This window comes from Alsobacter sp. (genome assembly GCF_059501845.1).
This window is the reverse complement of the sequence record NZ_JCACDK010000021.1, coordinates 100,749-124,198: the sequence shown is the minus strand read 5'-3', so window position 1 is coordinate 124,198 and position 23,450 is coordinate 100,749. Positions and strand designations below refer to the sequence as shown.

Sequence of the window (23,450 nt, the reverse complement as noted above, 5' to 3'; positions counted from 1 at the left end):
GCGCGCCGCCGCACCCCATAGAAGCGCGCGGGAAGCAGGGCTGGACGAAACGTGCGCAGCCCGGCATCGCGCTGCTGTGGCGAAGCGTTCCCCGCTCGCCTAAAAGGTGAGCCATGGCCGAGATACGCGATCCCTTCCCCGTCGTCGCACCCCGTCCCATGCCTGCCGCCACCGGCAGCGCGCGCCTGCGCGCCGTCGACGCGGCTCGCGGCGTCGCCCTGGTCGCGATGGTGATCTACCACTTCACGTGGGACCTCGGGTTCTTCGGCTTCATCGGCCTTCAGGCCGGCCATGACCCGGCCTGGCGGATCTTCGCCAAGCTCATCGCAGGCAGCTTTCTCGCCCTGGTCGGCGTGAGCCTGGTTCTCGCCGCGCGCGACGGTCTGCGGTGGGAACCCTTCCTGCGCAGGCTCGCCATGGTGGCGGGCGGTGCCGCCGCGATCTCGCTCGCGACCTGGTGGGCGATGCCGGACGACTTCGTCTATTTCGGGATCCTGCACTGCATAGCGGTCTGCAGCGTGCTCGCGCTGCCGTTCCTGAGGGCTCCGCTGTTGCTTGTCGCCGTCGTCGCGGTGGTGTGCCTCGGGCTTCCCGCCTTCGCCGCCTCGGACGCCTTCGACTCCCCCTGGCTGTTCTGGCTGGGGCTCGCCGAGACCGTGCGTCCGACCAACGATTACGAACCCGTGCTGCCCTGGTTCGGCGTCGTCCTCGGCGGAGTGCTGGTCGCCCGGCTGGCGCTGAGGGCAGGCTTGGACGCTGCCATCGCGCGCTGGCGGGGGGAGGGCCCGGCCGGACGCGGGCTGCGCTTCGCCGGGCGCCACTCGCTGCTGATCTACCTGCTCCACCAGCCCATCCTGTTCGGCTCGCTCTGGGTGATCGCGACGCTGGCGCCGGGGCTCGCCGCGCATCGTCAGGTCGCTTTGCCCGTGGATCCCGTGGCCGAATGCCGGGTGGTGTGCGAGCAGAACGGCGACAGCGCCGAGCTGTGCAGCCGCACCTGCACATGCATCGCCACAAGGCTGGCCGGCACGAACCTCATGTCCAAGCCGGTGCAGAGCATCACTTCCGAGGAACGCGAGCGCATCGTGGAATCCGCCCGGATCTGCCGGAAGGAAGCGGAAACGCTGCCATGACAATGGCTTAGCTGCCGTTTCCGGGGGCAGGGCAACAGGAACTAACCTTCTTCATTGGACGTTGGGGCCCCGTTGAACCGTGACGGAGTCGCCCCCTTGCCGGACAGGATCCTGATCACCGGCGGTGCCGGATTCATCGGCCGCCGCGTCGCCCTGGCCCTCGCCGAGAAGGGCCACGAGGTACGGGTCCTCGATTCGCTGATCGAGCAGGTGCATGGCGGGGAGCGGCCCGAGGGGCTGCCCCGCGATACCGAACTCGTGGTCGGCGACGTGCGGGATGAGACCGTGCTCGACCGTGCACTGGCCGGTATCGACAAGGTCGTCCACCTCGCGGCGGAGGTCGGTGTCGGGCAGAGCATGTACGCCGTGGAGCGATACGTCTCCGTCAACGATCTCGGCACGGCCGCGCTGTTCCAGAAGCTGATCGACCGCAACGTGGCGCGGGTCGTCGTCGCCTCGTCGATGAGCATCTATGGCGAGGGCCTGTACCGGACGGCCGAGGGTTCTCCGGTGGAGGATGCGCAGCGCCTGCCGCGCACGGCGGCGGATGCGGGCCTCACCTGGGACCCGCTGGACCGCGACCGCCGGCCCCTGGTTCCCGTTCCGACGCCGGAGTGGAAGCGGCCGACGCTGGCCTCGGTGTATGCGCTGACAAAGTACGTGCAAGAGCGCCTGACGCTCACGCTGGCTCCGGCCTATGGCATGGAGGGCGTCGCGCTGCGCCTGTTCAACGTCTACGGGCCCGGCCAGGCACTGTCGAACCCTTACACCGGCGTGCTCGCCATCTTCGCGTCCCGCCTGCTCAACAACCAGCCTCCGATGGTGTTCGAGGACGGCCGCCAGCGCCGCGACTTCGTGCATGTCGACGATGTCGCACGCGCCTTCGTCCTGGCGCTGGAGGAACCCTCTGCAGCCGGGCAGGTGTTCAACATCGGCAGCGGCCAGGACCGCTCCATCCTCCAGGTGGGCGAGATGCTCGCCGCGGCGATGAACAAGCCCGACCTCGTGCCGGAGACGCTGGGCAAGGCCCGGGTGGGAGACATCCGCCACTGCTTTGCAGACGTTTCGCTGGCGCGGGAAATCCTCGGCTTCGAGGCGCGCATGGACTTCTCCGAAGGTCTCGCCGCACTCGCCGGGTGGGTGGCCAGCCAGACGGCCCATGACCGGGTGACCGAGGCGCGGCGGGAGCTGGAGTCGCGGGGGCTCGTGGCATGAGCGGTGACGCATCCCGTCCCGTGCTCGTCACGGGTGGTGCCGGCTTCATAGGCTCCAATCTCGCGGACCGGCTGGCGAGCGAGGGGCGGGACGTCATCGTCTATGACGCGCTCAGCCGGCCCGGAGTCGAGGCCAACCTGCAATGGCTTCAGGCCCGGCACGGGCGGCGCATCCGTGCCGTCCGGGCGGATGTGCGCGACGCCGCGCGGATTGCAACGGCAGTGGCCGAGAGCAGCGCCGTGTTCCACATGGCGGCCCAGGTGGCCGTCACGACCAGCCTCGCATCCCCCCGCGACGATGCGGACGTCAACATCGGCGGCACTCTCAACGTCCTCGAGGCGGCGCGCATGCGGGGCGTCCCGGTGATCTTCGCCTCGACCAACAAGGTCTATGGCGACCTCGCCGACGTCGCCCTGGAGCGCATGGCCTCGGCCTATGTTCCGGCCGATCCCGACATCCGCGACCACGGCATCGGCGAACAGCGGCCGCTCGATTTCCACACGCCCTATGGCTGCTCCAAGGGTGCGGCCGACCAGTACGTGCTCGACTACGGCCGCAGCTTCGGCGTGCCAACCTGCGTGCTGCGGATGAGCTGCATCTATGGCCCGCGCCAGCGGGGCACGGAGGATCAGGGCTGGGTCGCCCATTTCCTCATTCGCGCGCTCGCCGGCCACGGCGTCACGGTCTATGGCGATGGTCGCCAGGTGCGCGACATCCTCGAAGTCGGCGATGCGGTTGATGCCTATGTCGCCGCGCTGTCGCGCATTCGCGACGTGTCCGGCCAGGCCTTCAACCTCGGCGGCGGGCCCGGCAACGCCGTGAGCCTGAGGCAGGTGCTGGCCGAGATCGGATCGCTCGCAGGACGCGAGGTCGAGGTCTCCTACGAGGACTGGCGGCCCGGCGACCAGCGCTACTACGTCTCCGACGCCCGCCGCGCCATGGATGCGCTGGGCCTGAGGCGGCCGGCCGAGTGGCGGGAAGGCCTCGCCCGCCTTGCCGGCTGGGTGCGTGACGAAGGCCTCGCCGACGATCCGCGCCAGCATCGTGCTCCCCTCCTGCAGGCAGCCCGATGAGGCGGCTCGTTCCCCGGGCGCAGGTCCGAACTCCCGACACCTCCGACACACGTGTGGACACCATGCCGAAGCTTCGCGTCCTGATCACCGCCGACGCCGTGGGTGGCGTCTGGACCTATGCGCTCGACCTCGCCCGCGGGCTCGCCGCCCGCCGTGTGGAGACCGTCCTTGCCGTACTCGGCCCTGCGCCGGACATGGCGCAGCGGGCCGATGCGCAGGAGGTCCCGGGGCTCAGCCTCGTCGAGACCGGACTGCCCCTCGACTGGACGGCCGCCGGGCCTGACGAGCTTCGCCATGCGGGAGCAAGGCTTTCCGCGCTCGCGACGGAAACGGGCGTGCACCTCGTCCACCTCAACACCCCGGCCCTCGCGGCGGTGGCGAGCTTGCCCGTGCCGGTCGTGGTGACGTCCCACTCCTGTCTCGCCACCTGGTGGACCGCCGTGAAGGGCAGCGAGCCGCTGCCGGAAGACTTTGCATGGCGGCACGATCTCGCGGCCCGTGGCCTGCGCGCGGCCGATGCCGTGACCGCGCCGACCCGCGCCTTCGCCGAAGAGACGCAGCGCGCCCACGGGCTCTCCGTCCTGCCGCGTGTCGTGGCCAACGGCCGCACGGCGCCCGTGCGGGATCCGGCCCGGCGCAGCGATGCGCCGCGCCATTTCGCGCTCACGGCCGGTCGCCTGTGGGACGAAGGCAAGAATGTCGCAACGCTGGACCGCGCCGCATCGCGGATGCTGGCGCCCATCTTCGCCGCAGGGCCGCTCGAAGGCCCGGCCGGGGCCAGCATTGCGCTCTCCCATGCACGCCCGATGGGCCGCCTGTGCGAACCCGTGCTGCAGCGCTGGCTGGAGGACGCTCCGGTGTTCGTTTCTGTCGCGCTCTACGAGCCCTTCGGGCTGACCGTCCTTGAGGCCGCGCAGGCAGGCTGCGCCCTCGTGCTCTCCGACATTCCGAGCTTCCGTGAGCTTTGGGACGGCGTCGCCCTCTTCGTGCCGGCCATGAACGAGGACGCCATCGCCGAGACTGTCGAGACGCTGGTGTGGGACGAGATGCGGTGCGCCGCGCTGGGCGAGCGCGCCCGGAACCGTGCCGCCCGTTTCACCGTCGACGCCATGGCGTCAGGCATGCTCGGCGTCTACCGGGGCGTGCTCAGGTCGACCGATCGCGAGGAGGTGGCGGCTTGAGGATCGTCGTCTTCACCCATTCGCTTGCCTCCTGCTGGAACCACGGCAACGCCCATTTTCTGCGCGGCGTCCTGCGCGCGCTGAACCGGGCCGGGCACGACGTGGTCTCGCTGGAGCCGGAGCGCGGGTGGAGCATGGACAATCTGCTCGCCTCCCATGGCCAGGATGGCCTCTCCGCATTCCGTGCCGCCTATCCCGAGCTGGAAGCGCGCACCTACGGGGCGGACCTCGACCTCGACGAAGCGCTCGACGGAGCCGACCTCGTGCTCGTGCACGAGTGGAACGAGCCCGAACTCGTGGCGCGCATCGGCGCCCATCGCATGTCGGGTGGCCGCTACCGGCTGTTGTTCCACGACACGCATCACCGCGCCGTCAGCGATCCCGATGCGATCCGGCGCTACGACCTCGATGCCTATGACGGCGTGCTGGCCTTCGGCGCGACGCTGGCCGAAGTCTATCGCCGCTGGGGCTGGGGCGACCGGGTGTTCGTCTGGCACGAGGCGGCCGACACGACGGTGTTCGCTCCCCCCGCCGAGGAACCGCACCGGGAAGGCCTGGTGTGGATCGGCAACTGGGGCGACGGCGAGCGCACGGCCGAACTCGAGGAGTTTCTGCTCCGGCCTGCCGGGGAAGCCGGGCTGTCCCTCGACGTGCATGGCGTCCGGTACCCGCCCGAGGCGCTCGCCATGCTGGCCCGCCACGGCGCAAGCTATCGCGGCTGGATCGCCAACGCCGCGGCCCCGGCCGTCTTCGCCACGCACCTCGCCACGGTGCACGTGCCGAGGCGCTTCTATGTCGAGGCGCTCCCTGGCATCCCCACGATCCGGGTGTTCGAGGCGCTGGCCTGCGGGATTCCGCTGGTGTGCGCGCCATGGCGAGACGACGAACACCTGTTCTCGCCCGGAAAGGACTATCTGGTCGCCGCCGACGGCGCGGAGATGACCCGTCACCTCGGCGCACTCGCCAGCGATCCCGGCCTGCGGCAGGAGCTTGCAGCCCACGGCCTCGCCACGATCCGGGCCCGGCACACCTGCGCTCACCGCGCCCGCGAGCTCGAGGCGATCGCCGCCCGGCTCGGTGCTCCCGGAGCCATCCCGGAAAGCCCCTTCGCCAGACGCTCCACCGCTCCGTCCATGGAAACGGCTTCATGAAGATCGCCTTCTACGGCTCCAGCCTGCTGTCTTCCTACTGGAACGGCGCCGCCACCTATTACCGCGGGCTCCTGAGCGACCTCGGCCGTCGCGGGCACGACATCACCTTCTACGAGCCGGACGCCTACGGCCGGCAGCAGCACCGGGACATCGACCCGCCGGACTGGGCGAAGGTGCGCGTCTACGACGCCACCGAGGATGCCGTGCGCGAGGTCGTCGCCGAGGCAGCCCATGCAGACGTGGTGGTGAAGGCGAGCGGCGTCGGGGTGTTCGACGACGAATTGCTGGCAGGCGTGATCGCGGCGTCCCGCCCCGAGGCGATCCGCATCTTCTGGGACGTGGATGCTCCCGCCACCCTCGCCGAGATCCGCGGCTTCGACCGCCATCCCTTGCGCCGGGCCCTCCCGGCACTGGATCTCGTGCTGACCTATGGCGGCGGGCCGCCGGTCGTGTCGGCCTATGAGGAGCTCGGCGCGAGGCGTTGCGAGCCGGTCTACAACGCCCTCGATCCCGCGACGCATCACCCGGCGCCGCCGGACCAGCGATTTTCCGCCGACCTCGGCTTCCTCGCCAATCGCCTTCCGGACCGCGAGGCGCGCGTGCAGGAGTTCTTCCTGGGCCCGGCCGCAAACCTTCCCGGCAAGACGTTCGTGCTGGGCGGCTCCGGCTGGGAGAGCAAGGAAACCACTCCCAACGTCCGGCGCATCGGGCACGTCTACACGCGCGACCACAACGCCTTCAACCGCACGCCGCTGGCGGTGCTCAACGTCGCCCGCGACAGCATGGCGGAAGTGGGCTTCTCGCCGGCCACGCGGGTCTTCGAGGCAGCCGGGGCCGGCGCGTGCCTCATCACCGACGCCTGGGAAGGCATAGAGCAGTTCCTTGAGCCAGGTGAGGAGGTTCTCGTGGCGCGCGACGGTGCGGATGTCGCCGCGATCATGGAGTGGCTCACGCCCGACCGGGCCGAGGCCATCGGGGGGCAGGCGTTGTCGCGGGTTCTCGCGGACCACACCTATGCGCACCGTGGCCGGCAGGTGGAGCAGATCCTGCGCGAGACCGCCGCCCGCAAGCGCGAAAGGAGCGCGGCATGAACGCCGTTCCGCCGCGCCGCAGGCTCAGGATCGTCGTCCTCGGCCTGACGCTGTCGTCGTCCTGGGGCAACGGCCACGCGACGACGTGGCGGGCTCTGCTGAAAGCCATGGCGGCGCGCGGGCACGACGTGCTGTTCCTCGAACGCGACAAGCCCTGGTACGCGAGCAATCGCGACCTCGATCAACCCGACTACTGCAAGCTCGCCTTCTACCAGTCGCTCGACGATCTCGACCGCTGGCGCGGGCAGGTCGAGAGGGCCGACGCCGTCATCGTCGGCTCCTATGTCCCGGAAGGGATCGCCGTCGGGGCGTGGGCCCAGGCACGGGCGCGCGGCATCGTCGCCTTCTACGACATCGACACCCCGGTCACCGTCGCCGCGCTGGAGCGCGGGTCCTGCGAGTATCTGCGAGCCGACCAGGTGCCGGGATACGACCTTTACCTCTCCTTCACCGGCGGGCCGATGCTGGCGCGGCTGGAGGACGAGTTCGGCTCGCCCGCGGCCCGGGCGCTCTACTGCTCCGTCGACACGCGCGCCTACCGGCCGCAGCTGGTCCAGCCGGAATGGGACCTCTCCTATCTCGGCACATACAGCGAGGACCGGCAGCCGGCGCTGGAACGCCTCCTGCTCGAGCCGGCGCGCCGCAGGCCCGACCTGCGCTGCGTGGTCGCCGGGCCGCAATACCCTGACACCATCGCCTGGCCCGCCAATGTCGAGCGCATCGACCACGTGCCCCCGGCGCGTCACCCGGCCTTCTACGCCGCCAGCCGCTGGACCGTGAACGTCACCCGCGCCGACATGGTGAGTGCGGGCTGGAGCCCCAGCGTGCGGCTCTTCGAGGCTGGCGCCTGCGCAACCCCCGTGGTGTCCGATCGCTGGGACGGGCTCTCCGCGCTGTTCGCGCCGGACAGCGAGATCGTCATCGCGGACACGGCCGATCGGGTGATGGAGATCCTCGCCTGGCCCGAACGCCGGCGCCTGTCCGTGGCTGAGGCCGCGCGATCCAGGGTGGACGCCGAGCACTCCGCCGACCGCAGGGCGCAGGAACTCGAGGGTCATCTCGTCGAGGCGATGGCCTCCCGCCTCGCTCCTGAACTGACCCGGACAGCCTGATGCGGGGAATCATCGCACGGCAATTGAACCATCTACAAACGTGCGGCGTTGGCCTCCGCGCACCAAGAGTGAGGTCTTCACGATGAAGAGCGGAACTGAGCACCGTGTCCTCGTCGCCGGAGGCGCGGGTTTCCTGGGTTCGCACCTTTGCGACGTCCTGCTGGCCGGCGGCTCTTCGGTCGTTTGTCTCGACAACTTCCGGACGGGCCGCAGCCAGAACGTGCGACATCTGCTGTCGAGCCCTCGCTTCGACGTGATCGAGGCTGATATCACCGAGCCTTTGCCGCAGCGGCTCCGGGGCCCGCGCAAGTCTTTCGACCGGATCTACAATCTTGCCTGTCCCGCTTCTCCGCCGCACTACCAGGCCGATCCGGAGCACACGATGTTCACCAGCGTGGTCGGCACGCGCAACCTCCTGCGTCTGGCCGAGGCACATGGCGCGCGCTTCCTGCAGGCCTCCACGAGTGAGGTCTACGGCGACCCCGAGAGCCATCCGCAGCGCGAGATCTACTGGGGGAACGTGAACCCCACGGGGCCGCGCGCCTGCTACGACGAGGGCAAGCGGGCCGCCGAGGCGCTGGCCTTCGACTTCGCCCGTCTCGGGCGCTGCGAGGTGCGCGTCGCGCGGATCTTCAACACCTACGGTCCCCGCATGGCGCCTGACGACGGGCGCGTGGTGTCCAATGTCGTCACCCAGGCGCTCGCGGGCGAGGACATCACCGTCTATGGCGACGGCAGCCAGACGCGCTCCTTCTGCTACGTCGACGACCTTGTTTCCGGCCTCGTGCAACTGATGGAGCACGAAGGGGCGCTGCCCGGTCCGGTCAATCTCGGCAATCCCGTCGAACTCACCGTGGGCGACCTCGTCGAGCGCGTGCTCGCCATGACGGGATCGCGGTCGGCCATCGTGCGCATGCCCCTGCCGGTCGACGACCCTCGGCGGCGGCGACCCGACATCACCCGTGCGGCCGAGCTGCTCGGGTGGTCGCCGCAGACGCCGCTCGAGGCCGGGCTGCACGCCACCATCGCCTGGTTCGCCAAGGAGGCACCGCGCAAGGGCGCGCGCCTGCGCGACATCGCGCTCGGCGACGCCGCCACGGCGTAAGCGCCTGAAAGGAGACGCCCGTGAGGGGATCCAAGCTTCGAGTAGGCCTCGTGGGAGTGGGCAACTGCGCCTCCTCCTTCGTACAGGGCCTGACCTATTACCGCGACGCGTCCGGCAACGAGCCCGTCCCGGGCCTGATGAACGTGACGCTGGGCGGCTACCACGTCTCCGACATCGAGATCGTGGCAGCCTACGACATCGCCGCGACCAAGGTGGGTCGCGACGTGTCCGAGGCCATTTTCGCGGAGCCCAACAACACGCAGCGCTTCGCCGAGCCGCCGCCGACGGGTGCCGTCGTCGAGCGCGGGCCGACCCTGGACGGGCTCGGGCGATATCTGCGCGACGTGGTCGAGGAATCGGGCGAGCAGCCGGTCGACGTCGCGGAATCCCTGCGGCGCAACCGGGTGGACGTTCTCGTCTCCTACCTGCCCGTCGGCTCGCAGCAGGCGGGCGAATACTATGCCGAGCAGGCGCTGGCCGCCGGCACCGGCCTCGTCAACTGCATGCCCGTCTTCATCGCCTCGGATCCACGCTGGGCGGCTCGTTTCGCCGAGCGGAACCTCCCGATCATCGGGGACGACATCAAGTCCCAGGTCGGCGCGACGATCGTGCATCGCGTGCTCACCAACCTGTTCAGGGAGCGCGGCGTCCGCGTCGACCGGACCTACCAGCTGAACTTCGGCGGCAATACCGACTTCCAGAACATGCTCGAGCGCGAGCGGCTGGAATCGAAGAAGATCTCCAAGACGCAGGCCGTGACGAGCCAGCTCGACGTGCCGCTTGCCCCCGGCGACATCCATGTCGGCCCCAGCGACCACGTTCCGTGGCTCACGGACCGGAAGTGGTGCTACATCCGCATGGAGGGCACGACCTTCGGCGGGATGCCCCTGAACCTCGAGCTGAAGCTCGAGGTGTGGGACAGCCCGAACTCGGCCGGCATCGTCATCGACGCCGTGCGCTGTGCCAAGCTGGCGCGCGACCGCGGCATCGGCGGCCCGCTGACAGCCCCGTCCAGCTACTTCATGAAGTCGCCGCCGCAGCAGTTCACCGATGCCGAAGCGCGGGAAAAGACACTGCGCTTCATCGCGGGAGACGTGGCGGGGCAGGCGTGAGGATGCCGGGATGCCGCTGCATCTGATCCTCGTGCGGCATGGAAGCCACGGTGAGGTCGGCCGCGTGCTCAGCGGCCGGTCGGACATCGCGCTGTCGTCGAACGGCCGTGCCGAGGCGGAAGCGGCCGCGAGGCGGATGGCGCTCGATCCCGTCCGCGCGGTGCTGTCCAGCCCGCGCCGGCGTGCGGTCGAGACGGCCGAACCCATCGCTGCGCAGCACGGGCTGCAGGTCGAGACGTCGCCGGCCCTGGACGAGGTCGATTTCGGGGGCTGGACCGGACGATCGTTCGCAGAGCTTGCCGACGAGCCGGACTGGCGGCGCTGGAACACGGCCCGCAGCCTCGCCCGTCCTCCGTCGGGGGAGAGCATGGTGGAGGCCCAGGCCCGCATGATCGGCCTTGCCGACCGGCTGATGGCCGGGCGCCCCGACGGTGCCGTTGTGCTCGTCGGCCATGCCGAGCCGCTGCGGTCGCTGATCCTCTTTGCCCTTGGCCTGGGGCTCGACGCGTGGAGCCGCGTCGCGCTGGACCCGGGCTCCGTCAGCCGCCTCGTCCTCGACGATAGCGGCCCTTGCGTCACCTCACTCAACGAGGCGCCATCATGAAGATCGTCGTCTTCGGCCTCGCCGTCTCTTCGTCATGGGGCAACGGGCACGCCACCCTGTGGCGCGGCCTCATCCGTGCGCTCGCGACGCTCGGCAATCGCGTTGTGTTCTTCGAGCACGACGCGCCCTGGTACGCGACGAGCCGGGATCTGCACGACATCCCGGGTGGCGACCTCGTGGTCTATCCCGACTGGCCGCAGGTTGCCGGGCGGGCCCGCCGCGAGCTCGCCGATGCCGATGTCGCCATCGTCACCTCCTTCTGCCCGCACGGGGTGGAGGCGACCGACCTCGTCATGGAAGCGGGACGGCCGATCCGGCTGTTCTATGACCTCGACACCCCCGTCACCCTCTCCCTTCTCGAAGACGGGGAGGACGTGACCTCGATCGGGGAACGCGGCCTCGGCTGCTTCGACCTTGTGCTGAGCTACACCGGCGGAACCGCCCTGGACGCGCTGCGGACCCGGCTCGGCGCGCGCCGCGTTGCTCCGCTCTACGGACATGTCGACCCCGAGCTCTACAGGCCCGTCGAACCCGATCCGCGCTTTCGCTGCGACCTCTCCTATATCGGCACCTTCGCCCCCGACCGGCAGGAGGCGCTGGAAGCGCTCTTCGTCGAGCCCGCGAGGCGGCGGCCGGCGCAGCGCTTCGTGCTTGCGGGAGCACAGTACCCCCGGTCGTTCCCCTGGACGGAGAACATCCATTTCGTCCGGCACCTGCCGCCGGCCGAGCACTCCCCGTTCTATGCCGCGAGCCGGCTCACCCTCAACGTGACCCGGGCCGCCATGGCACGTTCAGGCTGGTGTCCGTCCGGACGGCTGTTCGAGGCCGCCGCGTGCGGCACCGCGATCCTGACCGATACCTGGCGGGGCCTCGACGAGTTCTTCGAGCCGGGCCGTGAAATCCTCATCGCCCGCTCCACCCAGGAGGCGCTGGACGCGCTCGACATGAGCCCAGAGGCCATCGCCACCCTGGGCAGGCGCGGCCGCGAGCGGGTGCTCGACGCCCATACGTCCATGCACCGCGCGCGTGAACTGCTGGCCCTGATCGCCGGCGTGCGCCCCGAACGGTCGGGTGCGGCGCCCGAGATGGCCGAGGCCTGACATGTGGGGGATCGTACCCGCCGCGGGACGCGGCAGCCGCATCCAGCCGCTGGCCTTTTCCAAGGAACTGCTGCCGGTGGGTAGCAGAATCGACGGCGGGGCCGAGCGCCCCTGCGCGGTCAGCGAGCACCTCGTGGAGCGCATGCTGCGGGGCGGGGCAAACAAGGTCTGCTTCGTCATTTCGCCGGGAAAGTCCGACATTCTCGAATATTTCGGAGCGGGCTACGGCGATGCGACCATCGCCTATGTCGTGCAGCCCCGTCCGAGCGGGCTGTGCGATGCCGTCTTCCGCGCCGCGCCGCTCGTCCCGGCTGACGAGCATGTCCTGGTGGGGCTCCCGGATACCGTCTGGTACCCCGAGGACGCGCTCGCCGCGTGCCCGGACGGCGTGCTCTCTTTCCTGCTGTTCCCGGTCGACAATCCCGAAGTGTTCGACGCCGTCGTCACCGACGATCGCGACAGGGTGCTGGAGATCCAGGTGAAGCGACCCGACGCGGCTTCTGGCTGGATCTGGGGCGCGTTCAAGATGCCGGGGTCCGTCCTGCACGAGCTGCGGGACCTCTGGATCGCCCGCAATTGCCGCGATGAGTACATCGGGACGCTGGTCAACGCCTGGATCGCACAGGGCGGGGAGGCCGTCGGGGTCCGCGCGGGGTCTCGCTACGTCGACGTCGGGACCCTCAATGGCTGGCGGGCGGCGCTCGGCCTCTTCGCCGATGGCGCCGCGGCGCCAGCCGGACTTCACGGCCGTCCGCTCGGGCGGCCCTTTGAGGATTTCGCCACGAACGGGCAAGAGCCTGCCCCGGCCGACAGGAGCACGCCATGACCAGTCTCGAGCGCCTCTCACCCGACGAAATCCGCGCCCAGGCGGAGAAGCTCGGCCCCTGGTTCCACAACATCGACCTCGGCGGCGTCCAGACCGCACCGGAGCACTTCCTGGGCGACTATCCCCGCGTCAAATGGAAGGGCTTCGCCGACGCCATTCCCGCCGACCTGACGGGGAAGACCGTGCTCGACATCGGCTGCAATGGCGGGTTCTACGCCATCGAGATGAAGCGCCGCGGTGCCTCGCGGGTGGTGGCCGTCGACTCCGATGCCGACTACCTCGCCCAGGCCCGCTTCGCCGCCGGCGTGCTCGGCATGGACATCGAGTTCGGCGAACTCAGCGTCTACGACGTCGGCGCGCTCGGCGAGCGCTTCGACATCGTGCTCTTCATGGGCGTGCTCTACCACCTCAGGCACCCGCTGCTCGCGCTCGACCTGATCCGCGAGCATGTGTGCGGCGACATGATGGTGTTCCAGTCCATGCAGCGCGGCAGCAGCGAGGCCGGGGCGGTGAACGAGGATTACCCGTTCAGCGAAACCGCAGTCTTCGATCGGCCGGACTGGCCCAAGCTGCACTTCGTCGAGGACCGCTATGCGCGGGACCCGACGAACTGGTGGGTGCCCAACCGTGCCTGTGCCGAAGCCATGCTGCGCGCCTCCGGTTTCCGGATCGAGGCTCATCCCGAGGCAGAGGTTTATATCTGCCGCTGTGCCGCGCTGCCCGCGGATGCCGCGGTCTATCCCGCACGCCAGGAGGGTAACCGGCGATGATCGAAGCCGCGATGATCTGGAACGAGCCCAACAACAAGTCGCACTGGGATCCGCAGATCGACCCGGACTGGAGCCGCTTCGCAGAGATGGCCCGCCTAGCGGGACAGGCGATCCGCGCCGAGAACGCCGACCTGCCGCGCGTGCTGGGCGGCATGTCGCCCATCGATCCGTCCTTCGTCATCAATCTGGCGGGAAAGGGCGTGCTCGACGAGATCGACGTCGTCGCCGTGCACGGCTTCCCGCTCGACTGGAACCTGTGGCAGATCAGCGAGTGGCCGGCGAAGCTCGACGAGATCCGCGCGGTCACCAACAAGCCTCTCTGGGTGACGGAGGTCGGCGTCTCGTCGTTCGGCGCCGAGGAGGTGCAGGCATGGGGCGTGGAGCGGACGGCCGAACTCCTGATCGGCCGCGTTCCCCGCATTCACTGGTACAGCCTCTACGACCTGCCGCGCGACTGGCCTGCGACCACCCGGCACCGCGAGGCGGAAGGGTCGTCCTACTACCGGCACTTCTACATGGGGCTGCTGCGCGAGGACGGCTCGCCGAAGCCGTCCCTCGAAATGTACGCGCCCTACGCGTCCCAGATGGGCCTGTGCCAGTGGTTCCACTTCGAGGATCCCCGGCTTGATGATGCGGTTGCATGGATGCGTAGACTCGGTGTGCGACATCTGCGCACCGGGCTGTCCTGGGCGGATGTCTTCCGGCCGAACGCGCTGGACTGGTTCGACCGGCAGATGGACGCTCTGGCCGAGTTCGATGTGACCGTCACCTTCTGCTTCACGCCGGAACACAAGGGCATCGAGCCGCACCACACCAGCCCGCCGCGCGATCCCGGCGAGTTCGCGGAGTTCTGCGCCAGCATGGTGCGCCGCTATGCGCCGGGCCGCGCGAGCGCGGTTCCGCGTACCGCCGAAACGGTGGCGTGATCCATGCCCGGCGCGGCGGACGCGGCTGGGACGCTCGCCCTCCTCGCCGATCCCGCCCGGCCGGAGATCCTTGCGCGGACGGTCGTCGTCGTGGCCCATCCCGACGACGAGACCATCGGGCTCGGGGCGCAACTGCACCGGTTTCGGGATCTGCTCGTCGTGCATGTCACCGACGGGGCACCTCGCCGCAACGGGGATCCTGAGCGGGGCGGCTTTCATACCCTCGCCGACTATGCACTGGCGCGCCGGGGTGAACTCGAGGCCGCGATGGCGCTGGCGGGCGTGCCGCCGCAGGCCCTCGCCACCCTGGAGGTGCCGGACCAGGACGTCGCGACCACGCTTCCAGAGGTGATTGCGTGGCTGGGCCCGCTGCTGGCCGGCGCCGATCTCGTATTCACGCATCGCTACGAGGGCGGGCACCCCGACCACGACGCGACGGCTTTCGCGGTGGACAGGGCCGTTGCACGCATGCCCGTCCGGCCGGTCGTGCTGGCAATGCCTCTCTACCGGGCGGGGCCCGAGGGTGCGCTTTGGCAAAGCCTTCCCGAGGGCGGCAACGCTGCCGTCGTGCTCCGGCTGACTGCCGCGGAACGGGAGAGGAAGCTGCACATGCTGGCCTGCTTCGCCACGCAGGCAGCCACGCTCGCACCTGTTCGCCTCGATGCCGAGTGCTTCGTCGATGCCGGCCGGGAGGATTTCTCGGCAGCCCCGAATGGTGGGCTGATCCTGTACGAGCGCTTCGGCTGGGAAGCGACGGCGGCCGGACTGCTCGAGGCTTTCTCGGCCTGCGATGCTGCCCTCGGGAGGTCGGCATGAGCCTCGTCGTCCTGTCGGTGGCCTACCCGTTCGCGCCTGTCGGTCCGGACACTCCAGGCGGCGCGGAACAGGTGCTGTACCGGCTGGACGAGGCCCTGGTCAGGGCCGGGCATCGCTCTTTCGTCGTGGCGTGCGACGGCTCTGCGGTTGCGGGTGAGCTGGTCGCCGCGCCCGTGCCCCGGGGTGACCTGACGCCGGCGCGCCGGGCCGCAGCTCACCAGAACTACCGAAAGGTGATCGAGACTGCGATCGCCTCGGTGAAACCCGATGTCATGCATCTGCATGGGATCGATGCGGCCGCCTATCTGCCGGATGCGGGCCCGCCTGCCCTGGTGACCCTGCACCTGCCGCCCTCCTGGTACCCGGCTGGGCTCTTCCGGTTGCCGCGTCCACGGACGTTCCTGAACCCCGTCTCGGCCGCGCAGGCGCGCATGTGCCCGCCATCGCCGATTGTGCTGCCACCCATCCCCAACGGGGTGCCTGTGGAAGATCTCCAAGCCCGGCATGCCAGGCGAGGGTTCGCGCTCTGCCTCGGCCGGATCTGCCCGGAGAAGGGGCAGCACCTCGCCATCGAGGCCTGCAGGAAGGCTGGGGTGCCGCTGCTTCTGGCGGGAGAGGTCTTCGACTATGCCGAACACCGGCGCTACTGGCGCGAGGAAATCCTGCCGCGCCTGGGGCGCGGCGTGCGCTGGCTCGGCCGCGCGGGCTTCGCCCGGAAGCGGCGGCTGATGAGTGCGGCGCGCTGCGTGCTCGTCCCGTCTCTCGCCGAGGAGACGAGTTCGCTCGTCGCCATGGAGGCGGCGGCCTGCGGCACGCCTGTCGTCGCCTTCCGCCGCGGCGCGCTGCCCGAGACGGTGGAGGAGGGGCGGACGGGTTTCATCGTCGATGACCCCGAGGAGATGGCGGAGGCGATCGGGTCCGCCGCCCGCATCGATTCCGGAGATTGCCGCGCGACGGCCCGGCGGCGGTTTTCCCTGGAGCGGATGACTCAAGCCTATCTCGATCTCTACTGCCGCCTTGCGCGCGGCGAGGTCGGCTCGGCGCTGCCCCTGGACGTGCCGGCATGAGCGGGGTGGCCGAACGTCAGGACGCCGGCGCGCCGGCGCTCCGCTCGCCTCTCTGCATGGCCGAGCGCGTGAGTGACGATAGAGCGGCCCGCGACCTTCTCTCGGAGTGGCGTGACCTCTTCGACCGGGTGGCGGACGCCACGCCCTTCCAAAGCCCCGACTGGCTGCTGCCGTGGTGGGAAAGCTTCCGGCCGGGCACGCTCGCCATCATCGCGCTCCGCGTCGAGGGAAGGCTGGCCGCCCTGGCGCCGCTCTATGTGGAAGACGGTGCACAGGCTGTTCGCCTGCTGCCGCTCGGGATTTCGCTCAGCGACTTTTCCGACATCCTCGTCGAGCCCGCGGCCCACTCCGCGGTGCGCCCGGCGCTCGCCGAGGCGATCGCGCGCCTCTGCCCCGAGGCGGCGCGCCTCGACCTCGGCGACCTCCGGCCTTCTGCTCGGGCGCTGGAGCTTCCCGCCGTGCCGGGCTGGCGACGCGAAGAGCAGCCGCACGAGGCCTGTCCCGTGCTGGATCTCGAGCATGGGTTCGACTCCGTCCCCTCGCTCCGGCGGCGCAAGCTGCGTATGGCCCGCCATCGGGCGGAGAGGTCGGGCGGACTGACGCTGTCCGAGCCCGGGCCGGATCAGGCCGGCGACTTTCTCGACATGCTGGCGGACCTGCACGGCACCCGCTGGGAGTCGCGGGGCGAGGGTGGCGTGCTCGGCGATCCCCGCGTCGTTGCCTTCCACCGCGCTGCCCTTCCCGGCCTGCTCGCTCGTGGCTTCGCCGACTGCCGGTTGCTGCATATCGGTGGCAGGCTGGCTGGCGCCTATTACGGCTTGTGGCGCGGCGAGGAGGCCTGTGCCTACCTGTCCGGCTTTGACCCCGCCTTCCATCGCGAAGCCCCCGGCACGCTTCTCGTCGGCGACGCCATCGAGCGGGCGTGCGAAAGGGGCGCGCGCCGGTTTCATTTCCTGCGCGGCCGCGAGGCGTACAAGTACGACTGGGGCGCCACCGACCTGATGACGCGCCGCGTCTCGCTCTTCCGGGAGGCCGCGGGTGGATGACCATGCCCACCGCCTCCCCCGCGCCATCGCGGCTGCGGCGGCGGATACGCGGCACGCCAACCTTGCGCTGATGCACCTTCTGATCGCCGTCGGCAGCGATCCCGGGCTGCCCGATGCCCTTTCGGAAGCCGCCCGTCGTGCCTCCGGCCCCGAAGCCACCAGGCTGCGCGCCCTCTCCAGCCTCCTGCGGCAGAAGCCGGATGCGGCGCGCACCGTGGCCGAGGTCATGGCGGAGGCAGACCATGAGGGTGCAGGGTCGGGTGACGATGCCGTGGCCCGCTGGGCGCGGATCTTCGACGCCCTCGCCCTGCGTCATCCCGCGGCGTCCGTCGCACTCTACAGCCTGGGCGACGAGGAGCTTCTGGCCCGCGCGACGGGTGAAGTCGTGTCCTGGCTCGAAGCGCTCGGCCTGCCGGGGCCGGATCGAGCCGTCCTCGACCTCGGATGCGGAACCGGCCGGATCGGCCGGGCGCTGGCGCCGCGCTGCGGGCTGGTGGTCGGCGCAGACGTGTCACACGGCATGCTGGCCCAGGCGGCTGCAAAGCCCGAACCGGGGCTGTCCTTCGCACGGACGAGCGGGCGTGACCTCGCCCCATTCAGAGGCGAGGCCTTCGACACCGTCGTCGCCTGCGACGTTTTTCCCTACCTCGTGGCAGCCTCGCTGGCCGCGGACCTTGTCGGGGAGATCGCCCGTGTCCTGAAGCCGGGTGGCCATGCCGCCATCCTCAACCTGTCCTACAGGGGAGACGAGGCGCGCGACCGCGCCGATGCCGCGGAATGGGCGCGGGCAGCAGGGCTCCGGGTGGTCCTGGAAGCAGAGCGGCCCTTCACGGTGTGGGACGGCAGGGCCTGGCTCTGGCGGAAGCCCGAGTGAGCTGCGTCAGGCGACGGCCTTGACCGAGTTCTCCAGCCGGTCCTTGAGCGTCGCGCCTTTTTCCTCCTCGCGCTTCAGACGCACCCGCAGGAGAGCCAGCAGCGCGGCCTCCTCCGGCTTCAGCTTCTCGATCTCCGTCGCGAGCTCTTCCTCCACTTCCTCGCGGATCTCGCGAGCGAGGTCGCCTTCGAAATAGGCGTTGAAGACCTCCGGGTGGATGTAGCACTTGCGGCAGATCGTCGGCGTGTTGCCGAGGCGCGCGGAAACCCGCTCCACGGCGGCGCGGACGTTCTTCTTGGTCCGCGCGGCGCCATCGACCGTCTCGAATTCACGCAGCGCCATGGCAGCCAGCACGGTGCCTGCCCAGGTGCGGAAGTCCTTGGCGGTGATGTCGGCGCCGGTCGCTTCCTTGAGGTAGGAGTTGACGTCCTGCGAGGTCACCTCCTGCCGGTCGCCGTCCTCGTCGATGTACTGGAAGAGGTGCTGGCCGGGAATGTCCTGGCAGGCCTTCACCACCTTGGCGAGACGCCGGTCCTTGACCCGCAGCTTCCACGTCTTGCCGCTCTTGCCCTTGAACTGGAAGCGCATCTCGGCACCCTCGATCTTGACGTGCCGGTCGCGCAGGGTGGTCAGGCCGTAGCTCTTGTTCTGCTTGGCGTAGTCGGAGTTGCCGACGCGGATCAGCGTGTTCTCCAGCAGGTGGACGACGGTGGCCACCACCTTTTCGCGCGGCAGGCCCCGGCGGGCCATGTCGGCGTCGACGCGCTGGCGCAGGGCCGGAAGGATCCGGGCGAACTCGAACATGTGCTCGTACTTCGTGCTGTCGCGCAGCTCGCGCCAGGCGGCGTGGTAGCGGTACTGCTTGCGGCCACGGTCGTCGCGGCCCGTCGCCTGGATGTGCCCGCGCGGATCGGGACAGATCCAGACGTCGGTATAGGCCGGCGGCACCGCCAGCGACTTGATGCGCTTCAGTGTCTCCGCGTCCTGGACGGTGCTGCCGTCGGGGTTGCGATAGGAAAAGCCCTTGCCGCTCTTGCGGCGCCGGATCCCCGGCTCCTCGTCGCTGACGTAGAGGAGGCCTGCGGATTCGGCGGCGTCGCGCTGATCGACGATCGCGCCTTCCTCGCCGTTCTCCGGAATGATGTCGTCCGTCCTCGGCCCTGCGTCCATGATGCTGCTCCCGCCCGCCGCGGCAGCACGCGCTGCGGCTGAGAGCAACGGAACCGCACCGACGGGGGTTCCCGCTGCGGCGGCAGGTCGCCATATGCCGTCCAGGACTGAGGAGTTCCCATGCGCAGGCTGCCCGTCATCCGGCTCGAACTCGGCTTCGTGCTGGGCCTCATGGTGGTGGCCGGCGGCCTCTTCGCGTTCATCAGCCTTGCCGACGAGATACGAGAGGGCGAGACGCACGCCTTCGACACCGCCATCCTCCTCGCCTTGCGGCAGGTGGGGGACCCCGCCAAGCCCATCGGGCCGGAATGGCTCACCCTCTCGATGACCGACATCACGTCGCTCGGCGGCTTCACCGTGCTGACGCTCGTGACCGTGCTGTCGGCGCTTTATCTCGTGCTCGACAACAAACGTGCGGCGGCCGGCCTCCTCGTCACCTCGGTTGCCGGGGGCACGCTGGTCGGCCAGGTGCTGAAAGTGGCCTTCGACCGGCCCCGCCCGGACCTCGTGGCGCATCTCGTCGACGTGAGGACGCTGAGCTTTCCCAGCGGTCACGCCATGATGTCGGCCGTCACCTTCCTCACCATCGGCGTCCTGCTCGCGCGCACGTCGCCGCGCCGGAGGCTGAAGGTCTACATCGTCTCGGTCGCCGTGATGCTGACGCTGCTGGTGGGCTTCAGCCGCATCTTCCTCGGGGTGCACTGGCCGACGGACGTCCTGGCCGGCTGGTCGGCCGGCTCGGCCTGGGCCGTGCTGTGCTGGCTCGCGGCGCGGGCGCTGCAGAGCAGGGGCCAGGTGGAGCCTGCGGCGCAGGAGCCCAGCGACATGCAGGAGGCGCCCGGCATGGAACCTGGCGGTTACGGCGGAGTTCACGCCCTGACAGATCCGCCATCGGCAGATCGCACCGGCACGACCCCTGCCACCCAAGGACAGCCGCGCCCGTGAACGCTCTTTCCCGCATGCCTCCGCGACGCCTTCTCCTCGTGCTCAACCGGAAGGCGAGGGCGGGGGAAACATCGATCGATCCCGTGCTGGAGAGGCTGGACGCGGCGGGCATCGGCATCGCCCACACCTATTCCGACGACCCTTCCGGCCTGCACGACTTCGTCGTGGCGCATGCCGGCGAGGCCGACGCGCTCGTCGTCGGCGGAGGAGACGGGACGGTCTCCGCGGCGGTTGCGTCGGCGCTCGACACAGGATTGCCGCTCGGCGTTCTTCCAATGGGGACCGGAAACGATTTCGCCCGCACCATCGGCGTGCCGCTCGAACTGGAGGGTGCTGCGGACGTGATCGCCGCCGGTCTGCGGCGGCGTGTCGACGTCGGAACGGTCAATGATATTCCGTTCCTCAACGTGGCGAGCCTCGGCATCAGCGTCGAACTGGCCCAGCAGCTGACGACAGAGACGAAGCGAAGGTTCGGGACGTTGGGTTACGTGCTCACCTCCTTCGCCGTGCTGTTCAAGGCCCGCACCTTCGGCGCGGTGATCCAGACGCCGGATGAGCGCGTGCGGGTGCGGACGCTGCAGATCGGGGTCGGCAACGGGCGCCATTTCGGGGGCGGGCTGACCGTGGCCACCGACGCCAGCATCGAAGACGGTCTGCTCGACCTCTTCAGCCTGGAGACGGAACGCCTGTGGCGGCTGTTCCTGCTGGCTCCCGCCTTGCGCAGCGGCGACCACCACGCCTTCCAGGAGGTGCGCTCGGCGCGTGCCAAGGCATTTGAAATCCACACCAGCCGGCCGCGGCCTGTGAATGTCGACGGCGAGATCCGCACCTCCACGCCGGCCCGCTTCGGCATCCGGCCCGCCGCGCTGGAGGTGTTCGCCCCCGCGCCGCAGGCTGCCGCGAGCTAGTCTCGGCCCTCCGGCGTGTCGCCGGCCGGACGCTCGGGCACCCCGAGTGCATCGGCCAGCCGAGCCTTGGCCGAGCCTGGCCGGAGCGGCTTCTGCTGGCTTTCATGCGGCGCCCAGCCCGACACCCAGACGAGCTCGAACGTGGCGCGGATGCGCCCGTCCTGATCCGAAAAGCGCTCGGCATAGACCTCGAAGGATCGCAGCAGCGTGTCTCGCCGCAGCGGGGTGCGGCGGCGATCGATGAGCACGTTCGTGGCACCCATGGCGCGCAGGTCGCGCATCAGGCGCAGCGGGTCGGCGTAGCGCACGACCACCGAGTCGACGTCGGTCACGGGCAGGGCAAAGCCGGCGCGCTGCAGCAGTGCGCCCATGTCCCTGACATCGGCGAAAGGAAACACACGCGGGCTCACCCCACCCTCGACCTCGCTCTCGGCAATGGCGAGGGCCTGCCGCAACTCGGTGAGGGTCGAGCCCCCCGGCAGGCACGCCAGCAACAGCCCGTCAGGCCGCAGCGCCCTGCGGATCTGCACGAGAACGCCCGGCAGGTCGTTCGCCGTATGCAGCGCCAGAAGCGAGACCGCGAGGTCGATGCTGGCGGGAGCGAGCGGCAGCCTCTCGGGGTCGGCGACGAGGGCGAGGCCTGGCCGGCCGGCCGCCAGTGCGGCGTTGGAAACCGCCGTGACCACCTGGCCCACCCGTCGCTGGGCCTCCAGCACGCGGGCCGCATGGGGTGTGGGCGTTGAAAGGTCGAGCGCCACGGGGAAGTCGCGCAACACCGTGTCCAGCCGGTCTGCGAGGTCGTCGGCCGCGCGCTCGACGAGGAATTCGGCCGGTCCGGCGCGGACCGCCCGCAGCAGCCTGCGCACGGCGAGGTCGCGGTCGAAAATTGGATGTGGGCCGCTCATCGTCTCTCCAGGCCGCCGCATATGGCGCGCGGCGGGCGGACAGTCAAAGCCGCAGCGGCCGGGGGTTCGGTTCTGCTCGCCAAACGCGTGGTGAAGCATCGGTCCAGCCTGCCTTAGCATGGGGCCATGTCCGTGCCCTCCCATGCCGAGGATGTCTGGTGGCCCGAGGCTGTGTCCTTGACGGACACGGCCCATCAGCCGGCAGTCACAAGCCGGACCGGCTGGCGCGATCGGGCCGTTGCGGCGGCAAGGCGCGCCGGCGACGCGGTGACGGGACTTCTGTACCCGCCTGCCTGCCTCGCCTGCCCGGTGCTCACCGGCGCACCCGGCGGTCTCTGCCCGGCCTGCTGGCAGGCCATGCCCGTGATTGACCGGCCCTATTGCGAACGGCTGGGTACACCCTTCGCCCTCGACATCGGAGGCACACTTCTCTCGCCTGCTGCCATTGCCGAGCCTCCCGTCTTCGCCCGGGCCCGGGCGGTGGCTCGCTTCGAGGGAACGGCACGCATCCTCGTCCACCGGCTCAAATACGGCGACCGGCTGGACCTCGCGCCGTCGATGGGGCGGTGGATGGCGCGCGCGGGTGCCGAGGTGCTGAACGCGACCGACGCACTCGTCCCGGTGCCGCTGCACCGCTGGCGGCTGTGGCGGCGGCGGTTCAACCAGGCTGGAGCGCTGGCGGCGGCCGTCGGGCGGGAGAGCAACCTCCCCGTCTGGCACGACGTGCTCCTGCGCGGCCGCGCGACCCGCAGCCAGGTGGGCCTCACAAGGGCCGAGCGCGCCCGCAACCTGCAGGGCGTGTTTCGCGTGCCGCCGGAGGCCCGCCCCGCGCTGAAAGGGCGCCGCGTGGTGCTGGTCGACGACGTGATGACGACCGGGTCGACCGGCAACGCCGCGGCGCGCGCGCTCATCCGTGGGGGCGCCGCGCAGGTGGACCTGCTGCTTTTTGCCGTCGTCGCACACGCTCCGTAAGGCGCGGTACAGCTTCCGGTTTGATGCCGCGGCGTGGCATCCTATATCTCGTAGTGAAACGGTCACATGGACCGCCAGAGGTTGTCTTTCCCATGCCCGCCATCACCATCTACACCAAGTCGTGGTGCCCCTATTGCGACGCCGCCAAGGAGTTGCTGCGCCAGAAGGGCGCCGCCTTCGATGAGATCGACGTCTCCAACGGCGAGAAGCAGGCCGCGATGGCCCAGCGCGCCGGCGGCCGCAGGACGGTTCCGCAGATCTTCATCGGCGACCGCCATGTCGGCGGCTGCGATGACCTCTACGCACTCGAGAAGGCTGGCGGGCTCGATCCCCTGCTGGCGGCCTGAC

24 protein-coding genes are annotated in these 23,450 nt (G+C 70.0%); 22 read left to right on the top strand and 2 right to left on the bottom strand.

Annotated features, from left to right (window positions below; translation table 11 throughout):
* Window positions 1–113: 113 nt before the first annotated feature.
* From AC5JCN_RS26100 to AC5JCN_RS26015, 18 genes are all read left to right on the top strand, one after another.
* On the top strand, window positions 114–1,133 hold the full coding sequence (locus AC5JCN_RS26100) for a heparan-alpha-glucosaminide N-acetyltransferase (RefSeq protein WP_495758070.1): 1,020 nt from the start codon (window positions 114–116) through the stop codon (window positions 1,131–1,133).
* Between the two features lie 96 nt (window positions 1,134–1,229).
* Window positions 1,230–2,348 carry an NAD-dependent epimerase/dehydratase family protein gene (locus AC5JCN_RS26095; RefSeq protein WP_495758069.1) on the top strand — a complete coding sequence of 373 codons (1,119 nt, stop codon included), beginning with the start codon at window positions 1,230–1,232 and terminating at the stop codon, window positions 2,346–2,348.
* Window positions 2,345–3,421, top strand: a complete 1,077-nt coding sequence (locus AC5JCN_RS26090; RefSeq protein ID WP_495758068.1) for an SDR family NAD(P)-dependent oxidoreductase — start codon at window positions 2,345–2,347, stop codon at window positions 3,419–3,421. The genes AC5JCN_RS26095 and AC5JCN_RS26090 overlap by 4 nt, the downstream gene beginning before the upstream one ends.
* A gap of 62 nt (window positions 3,422–3,483) precedes the next feature.
* Window positions 3,484–4,602, top strand: a complete 1,119-nt coding sequence (locus tag AC5JCN_RS26085) for a glycosyltransferase family 4 protein (RefSeq protein WP_495758067.1) — start codon at window positions 3,484–3,486, stop codon at window positions 4,600–4,602.
* Entirely contained in the window at window positions 4,599–5,753 is a 1,155-nt protein-coding gene (locus tag AC5JCN_RS26080; RefSeq protein WP_495758066.1) for a CgeB family protein, read from the top strand. Before AC5JCN_RS26085 ends, AC5JCN_RS26080 begins: the two co-directional genes overlap by 4 nt.
* Complete coding sequence (locus AC5JCN_RS26075; protein WP_495758065.1) at window positions 5,750–6,844, top strand: CgeB family protein; 1,095 nt, start codon at window positions 5,750–5,752, stop codon at window positions 6,842–6,844. The genes AC5JCN_RS26080 and AC5JCN_RS26075 overlap by 4 nt, the downstream gene beginning before the upstream one ends.
* The gene (locus AC5JCN_RS26070; RefSeq protein ID WP_495758064.1) at window positions 6,841–7,956 is read left to right on the top strand and encodes a CgeB family protein; all 1,116 of its coding nucleotides are present in this window, start codon (window positions 6,841–6,843) and stop codon (window positions 7,954–7,956) included. Before AC5JCN_RS26075 ends, AC5JCN_RS26070 begins: the two co-directional genes overlap by 4 nt.
* A gap of 82 nt (window positions 7,957–8,038) precedes the next feature.
* Window positions 8,039–9,061, top strand: a complete 1,023-nt coding sequence (locus AC5JCN_RS26065) for a UDP-glucuronic acid decarboxylase family protein (protein ID WP_495758063.1) — start codon at window positions 8,039–8,041, stop codon at window positions 9,059–9,061.
* Between the two features lie 20 nt (window positions 9,062–9,081).
* Window positions 9,082–10,173 (top strand): inositol-3-phosphate synthase, encoded by a 1,092-nt coding sequence (locus AC5JCN_RS26060; RefSeq protein ID WP_495758062.1) that lies wholly within the window; start codon window positions 9,082–9,084, stop codon window positions 10,171–10,173.
* A gap of 10 nt (window positions 10,174–10,183) precedes the next feature.
* Window positions 10,184–10,777, top strand: coding sequence for a histidine phosphatase family protein (locus AC5JCN_RS26055; RefSeq protein WP_495758061.1), 594 nt, complete (start codon window positions 10,184–10,186; stop codon window positions 10,775–10,777).
* Entirely contained in the window at window positions 10,774–11,877 is a 1,104-nt protein-coding gene (locus tag AC5JCN_RS26050; protein ID WP_495758060.1) for a CgeB family protein, read from the top strand. Before AC5JCN_RS26055 ends, AC5JCN_RS26050 begins: the two co-directional genes overlap by 4 nt.
* A gap of 1 nt (window position 11,878) precedes the next feature.
* Window positions 11,879–12,703 carry a nucleotidyltransferase family protein gene (locus AC5JCN_RS26045; RefSeq protein ID WP_495758059.1) on the top strand — a complete coding sequence of 275 codons (825 nt, stop codon included), beginning with the start codon at window positions 11,879–11,881 and terminating at the stop codon, window positions 12,701–12,703.
* The gene (locus AC5JCN_RS26040; protein WP_495758058.1) at window positions 12,700–13,473 is read left to right on the top strand and encodes a TIGR04290 family methyltransferase; all 774 of its coding nucleotides are present in this window, start codon (window positions 12,700–12,702) and stop codon (window positions 13,471–13,473) included. Before AC5JCN_RS26045 ends, AC5JCN_RS26040 begins: the two co-directional genes overlap by 4 nt.
* Window positions 13,470–14,399 (top strand): glycoside hydrolase 5 family protein, encoded by a 930-nt coding sequence (locus AC5JCN_RS26035; protein ID WP_495758057.1) that lies wholly within the window; start codon window positions 13,470–13,472, stop codon window positions 14,397–14,399. Before AC5JCN_RS26040 ends, AC5JCN_RS26035 begins: the two co-directional genes overlap by 4 nt.
* Before the next feature lie 3 nt (window positions 14,400–14,402).
* The gene (locus tag AC5JCN_RS26030) at window positions 14,403–15,215 is read left to right on the top strand and encodes a PIG-L deacetylase family protein (protein WP_495758056.1); all 813 of its coding nucleotides are present in this window, start codon (window positions 14,403–14,405) and stop codon (window positions 15,213–15,215) included.
* Window positions 15,212–16,282, top strand: a complete 1,071-nt coding sequence (locus tag AC5JCN_RS26025) for a glycosyltransferase family 4 protein (protein ID WP_495758055.1) — start codon at window positions 15,212–15,214, stop codon at window positions 16,280–16,282. The genes AC5JCN_RS26030 and AC5JCN_RS26025 overlap by 4 nt, the downstream gene beginning before the upstream one ends.
* The gene (locus AC5JCN_RS26020) at window positions 16,279–17,328 is read left to right on the top strand and encodes a GNAT family N-acetyltransferase (protein WP_495758054.1); all 1,050 of its coding nucleotides are present in this window, start codon (window positions 16,279–16,281) and stop codon (window positions 17,326–17,328) included. Before AC5JCN_RS26025 ends, AC5JCN_RS26020 begins: the two co-directional genes overlap by 4 nt.
* On the top strand, window positions 17,321–18,202 hold the full coding sequence (locus AC5JCN_RS26015) for a class I SAM-dependent methyltransferase (RefSeq protein WP_495758053.1): 882 nt from the start codon (window positions 17,321–17,323) through the stop codon (window positions 18,200–18,202). The genes AC5JCN_RS26020 and AC5JCN_RS26015 overlap by 8 nt, the downstream gene beginning before the upstream one ends.
* A 6-nt stretch (window positions 18,203–18,208) precedes the next feature.
* Here AC5JCN_RS26015 and AC5JCN_RS26010 read toward each other — a convergent pair whose 3' ends face one another.
* On the bottom strand, window positions 18,209–19,372 hold the full coding sequence (locus tag AC5JCN_RS26010; protein ID WP_495758052.1) for a DNA topoisomerase IB: 1,164 nt from the start codon (window positions 19,370–19,372) through the stop codon (window positions 18,209–18,211).
* Window positions 19,373–19,492: 120 nt separating this feature from the next.
* On the opposite strand from AC5JCN_RS26010, the gene AC5JCN_RS26005 reads away from it, so the two are divergent.
* Both AC5JCN_RS26005 and AC5JCN_RS26000 read left to right on the top strand, forming a co-directional pair.
* The gene (locus AC5JCN_RS26005) at window positions 19,493–20,317 is read left to right on the top strand and encodes a phosphatase PAP2 family protein (protein ID WP_495758051.1); all 825 of its coding nucleotides are present in this window, start codon (window positions 19,493–19,495) and stop codon (window positions 20,315–20,317) included.
* Window positions 20,314–21,225 (top strand): lipid kinase, encoded by a 912-nt coding sequence (locus AC5JCN_RS26000; protein ID WP_495758050.1) that lies wholly within the window; start codon window positions 20,314–20,316, stop codon window positions 21,223–21,225. The genes AC5JCN_RS26005 and AC5JCN_RS26000 overlap by 4 nt, the downstream gene beginning before the upstream one ends.
* Here the strand turns inward: AC5JCN_RS26000 and AC5JCN_RS25995 are convergent.
* Window positions 21,222–22,130 (bottom strand): methyltransferase domain-containing protein, encoded by a 909-nt coding sequence (locus tag AC5JCN_RS25995; protein WP_495758049.1) that lies wholly within the window; start codon window positions 22,128–22,130, stop codon window positions 21,222–21,224. The genes AC5JCN_RS26000 and AC5JCN_RS25995 overlap by 4 nt on opposite strands.
* 126 nt (window positions 22,131–22,256) lie before the next feature.
* On the opposite strand from AC5JCN_RS25995, the gene AC5JCN_RS25990 reads away from it, so the two are divergent.
* Complete coding sequence (locus AC5JCN_RS25990) at window positions 22,257–23,102, top strand: ComF family protein (protein ID WP_495758048.1); 846 nt, start codon at window positions 22,257–22,259, stop codon at window positions 23,100–23,102.
* A gap of 92 nt (window positions 23,103–23,194) precedes the next feature.
* Window positions 23,195–23,449: a glutaredoxin 3 gene (gene grxC / locus AC5JCN_RS25985; protein WP_495758047.1), complete on the top strand. Its 255-nt coding sequence runs from the start codon at window positions 23,195–23,197 to the stop codon at window positions 23,447–23,449.
* Window position 23,450: the final 1 nt, after the last annotated feature.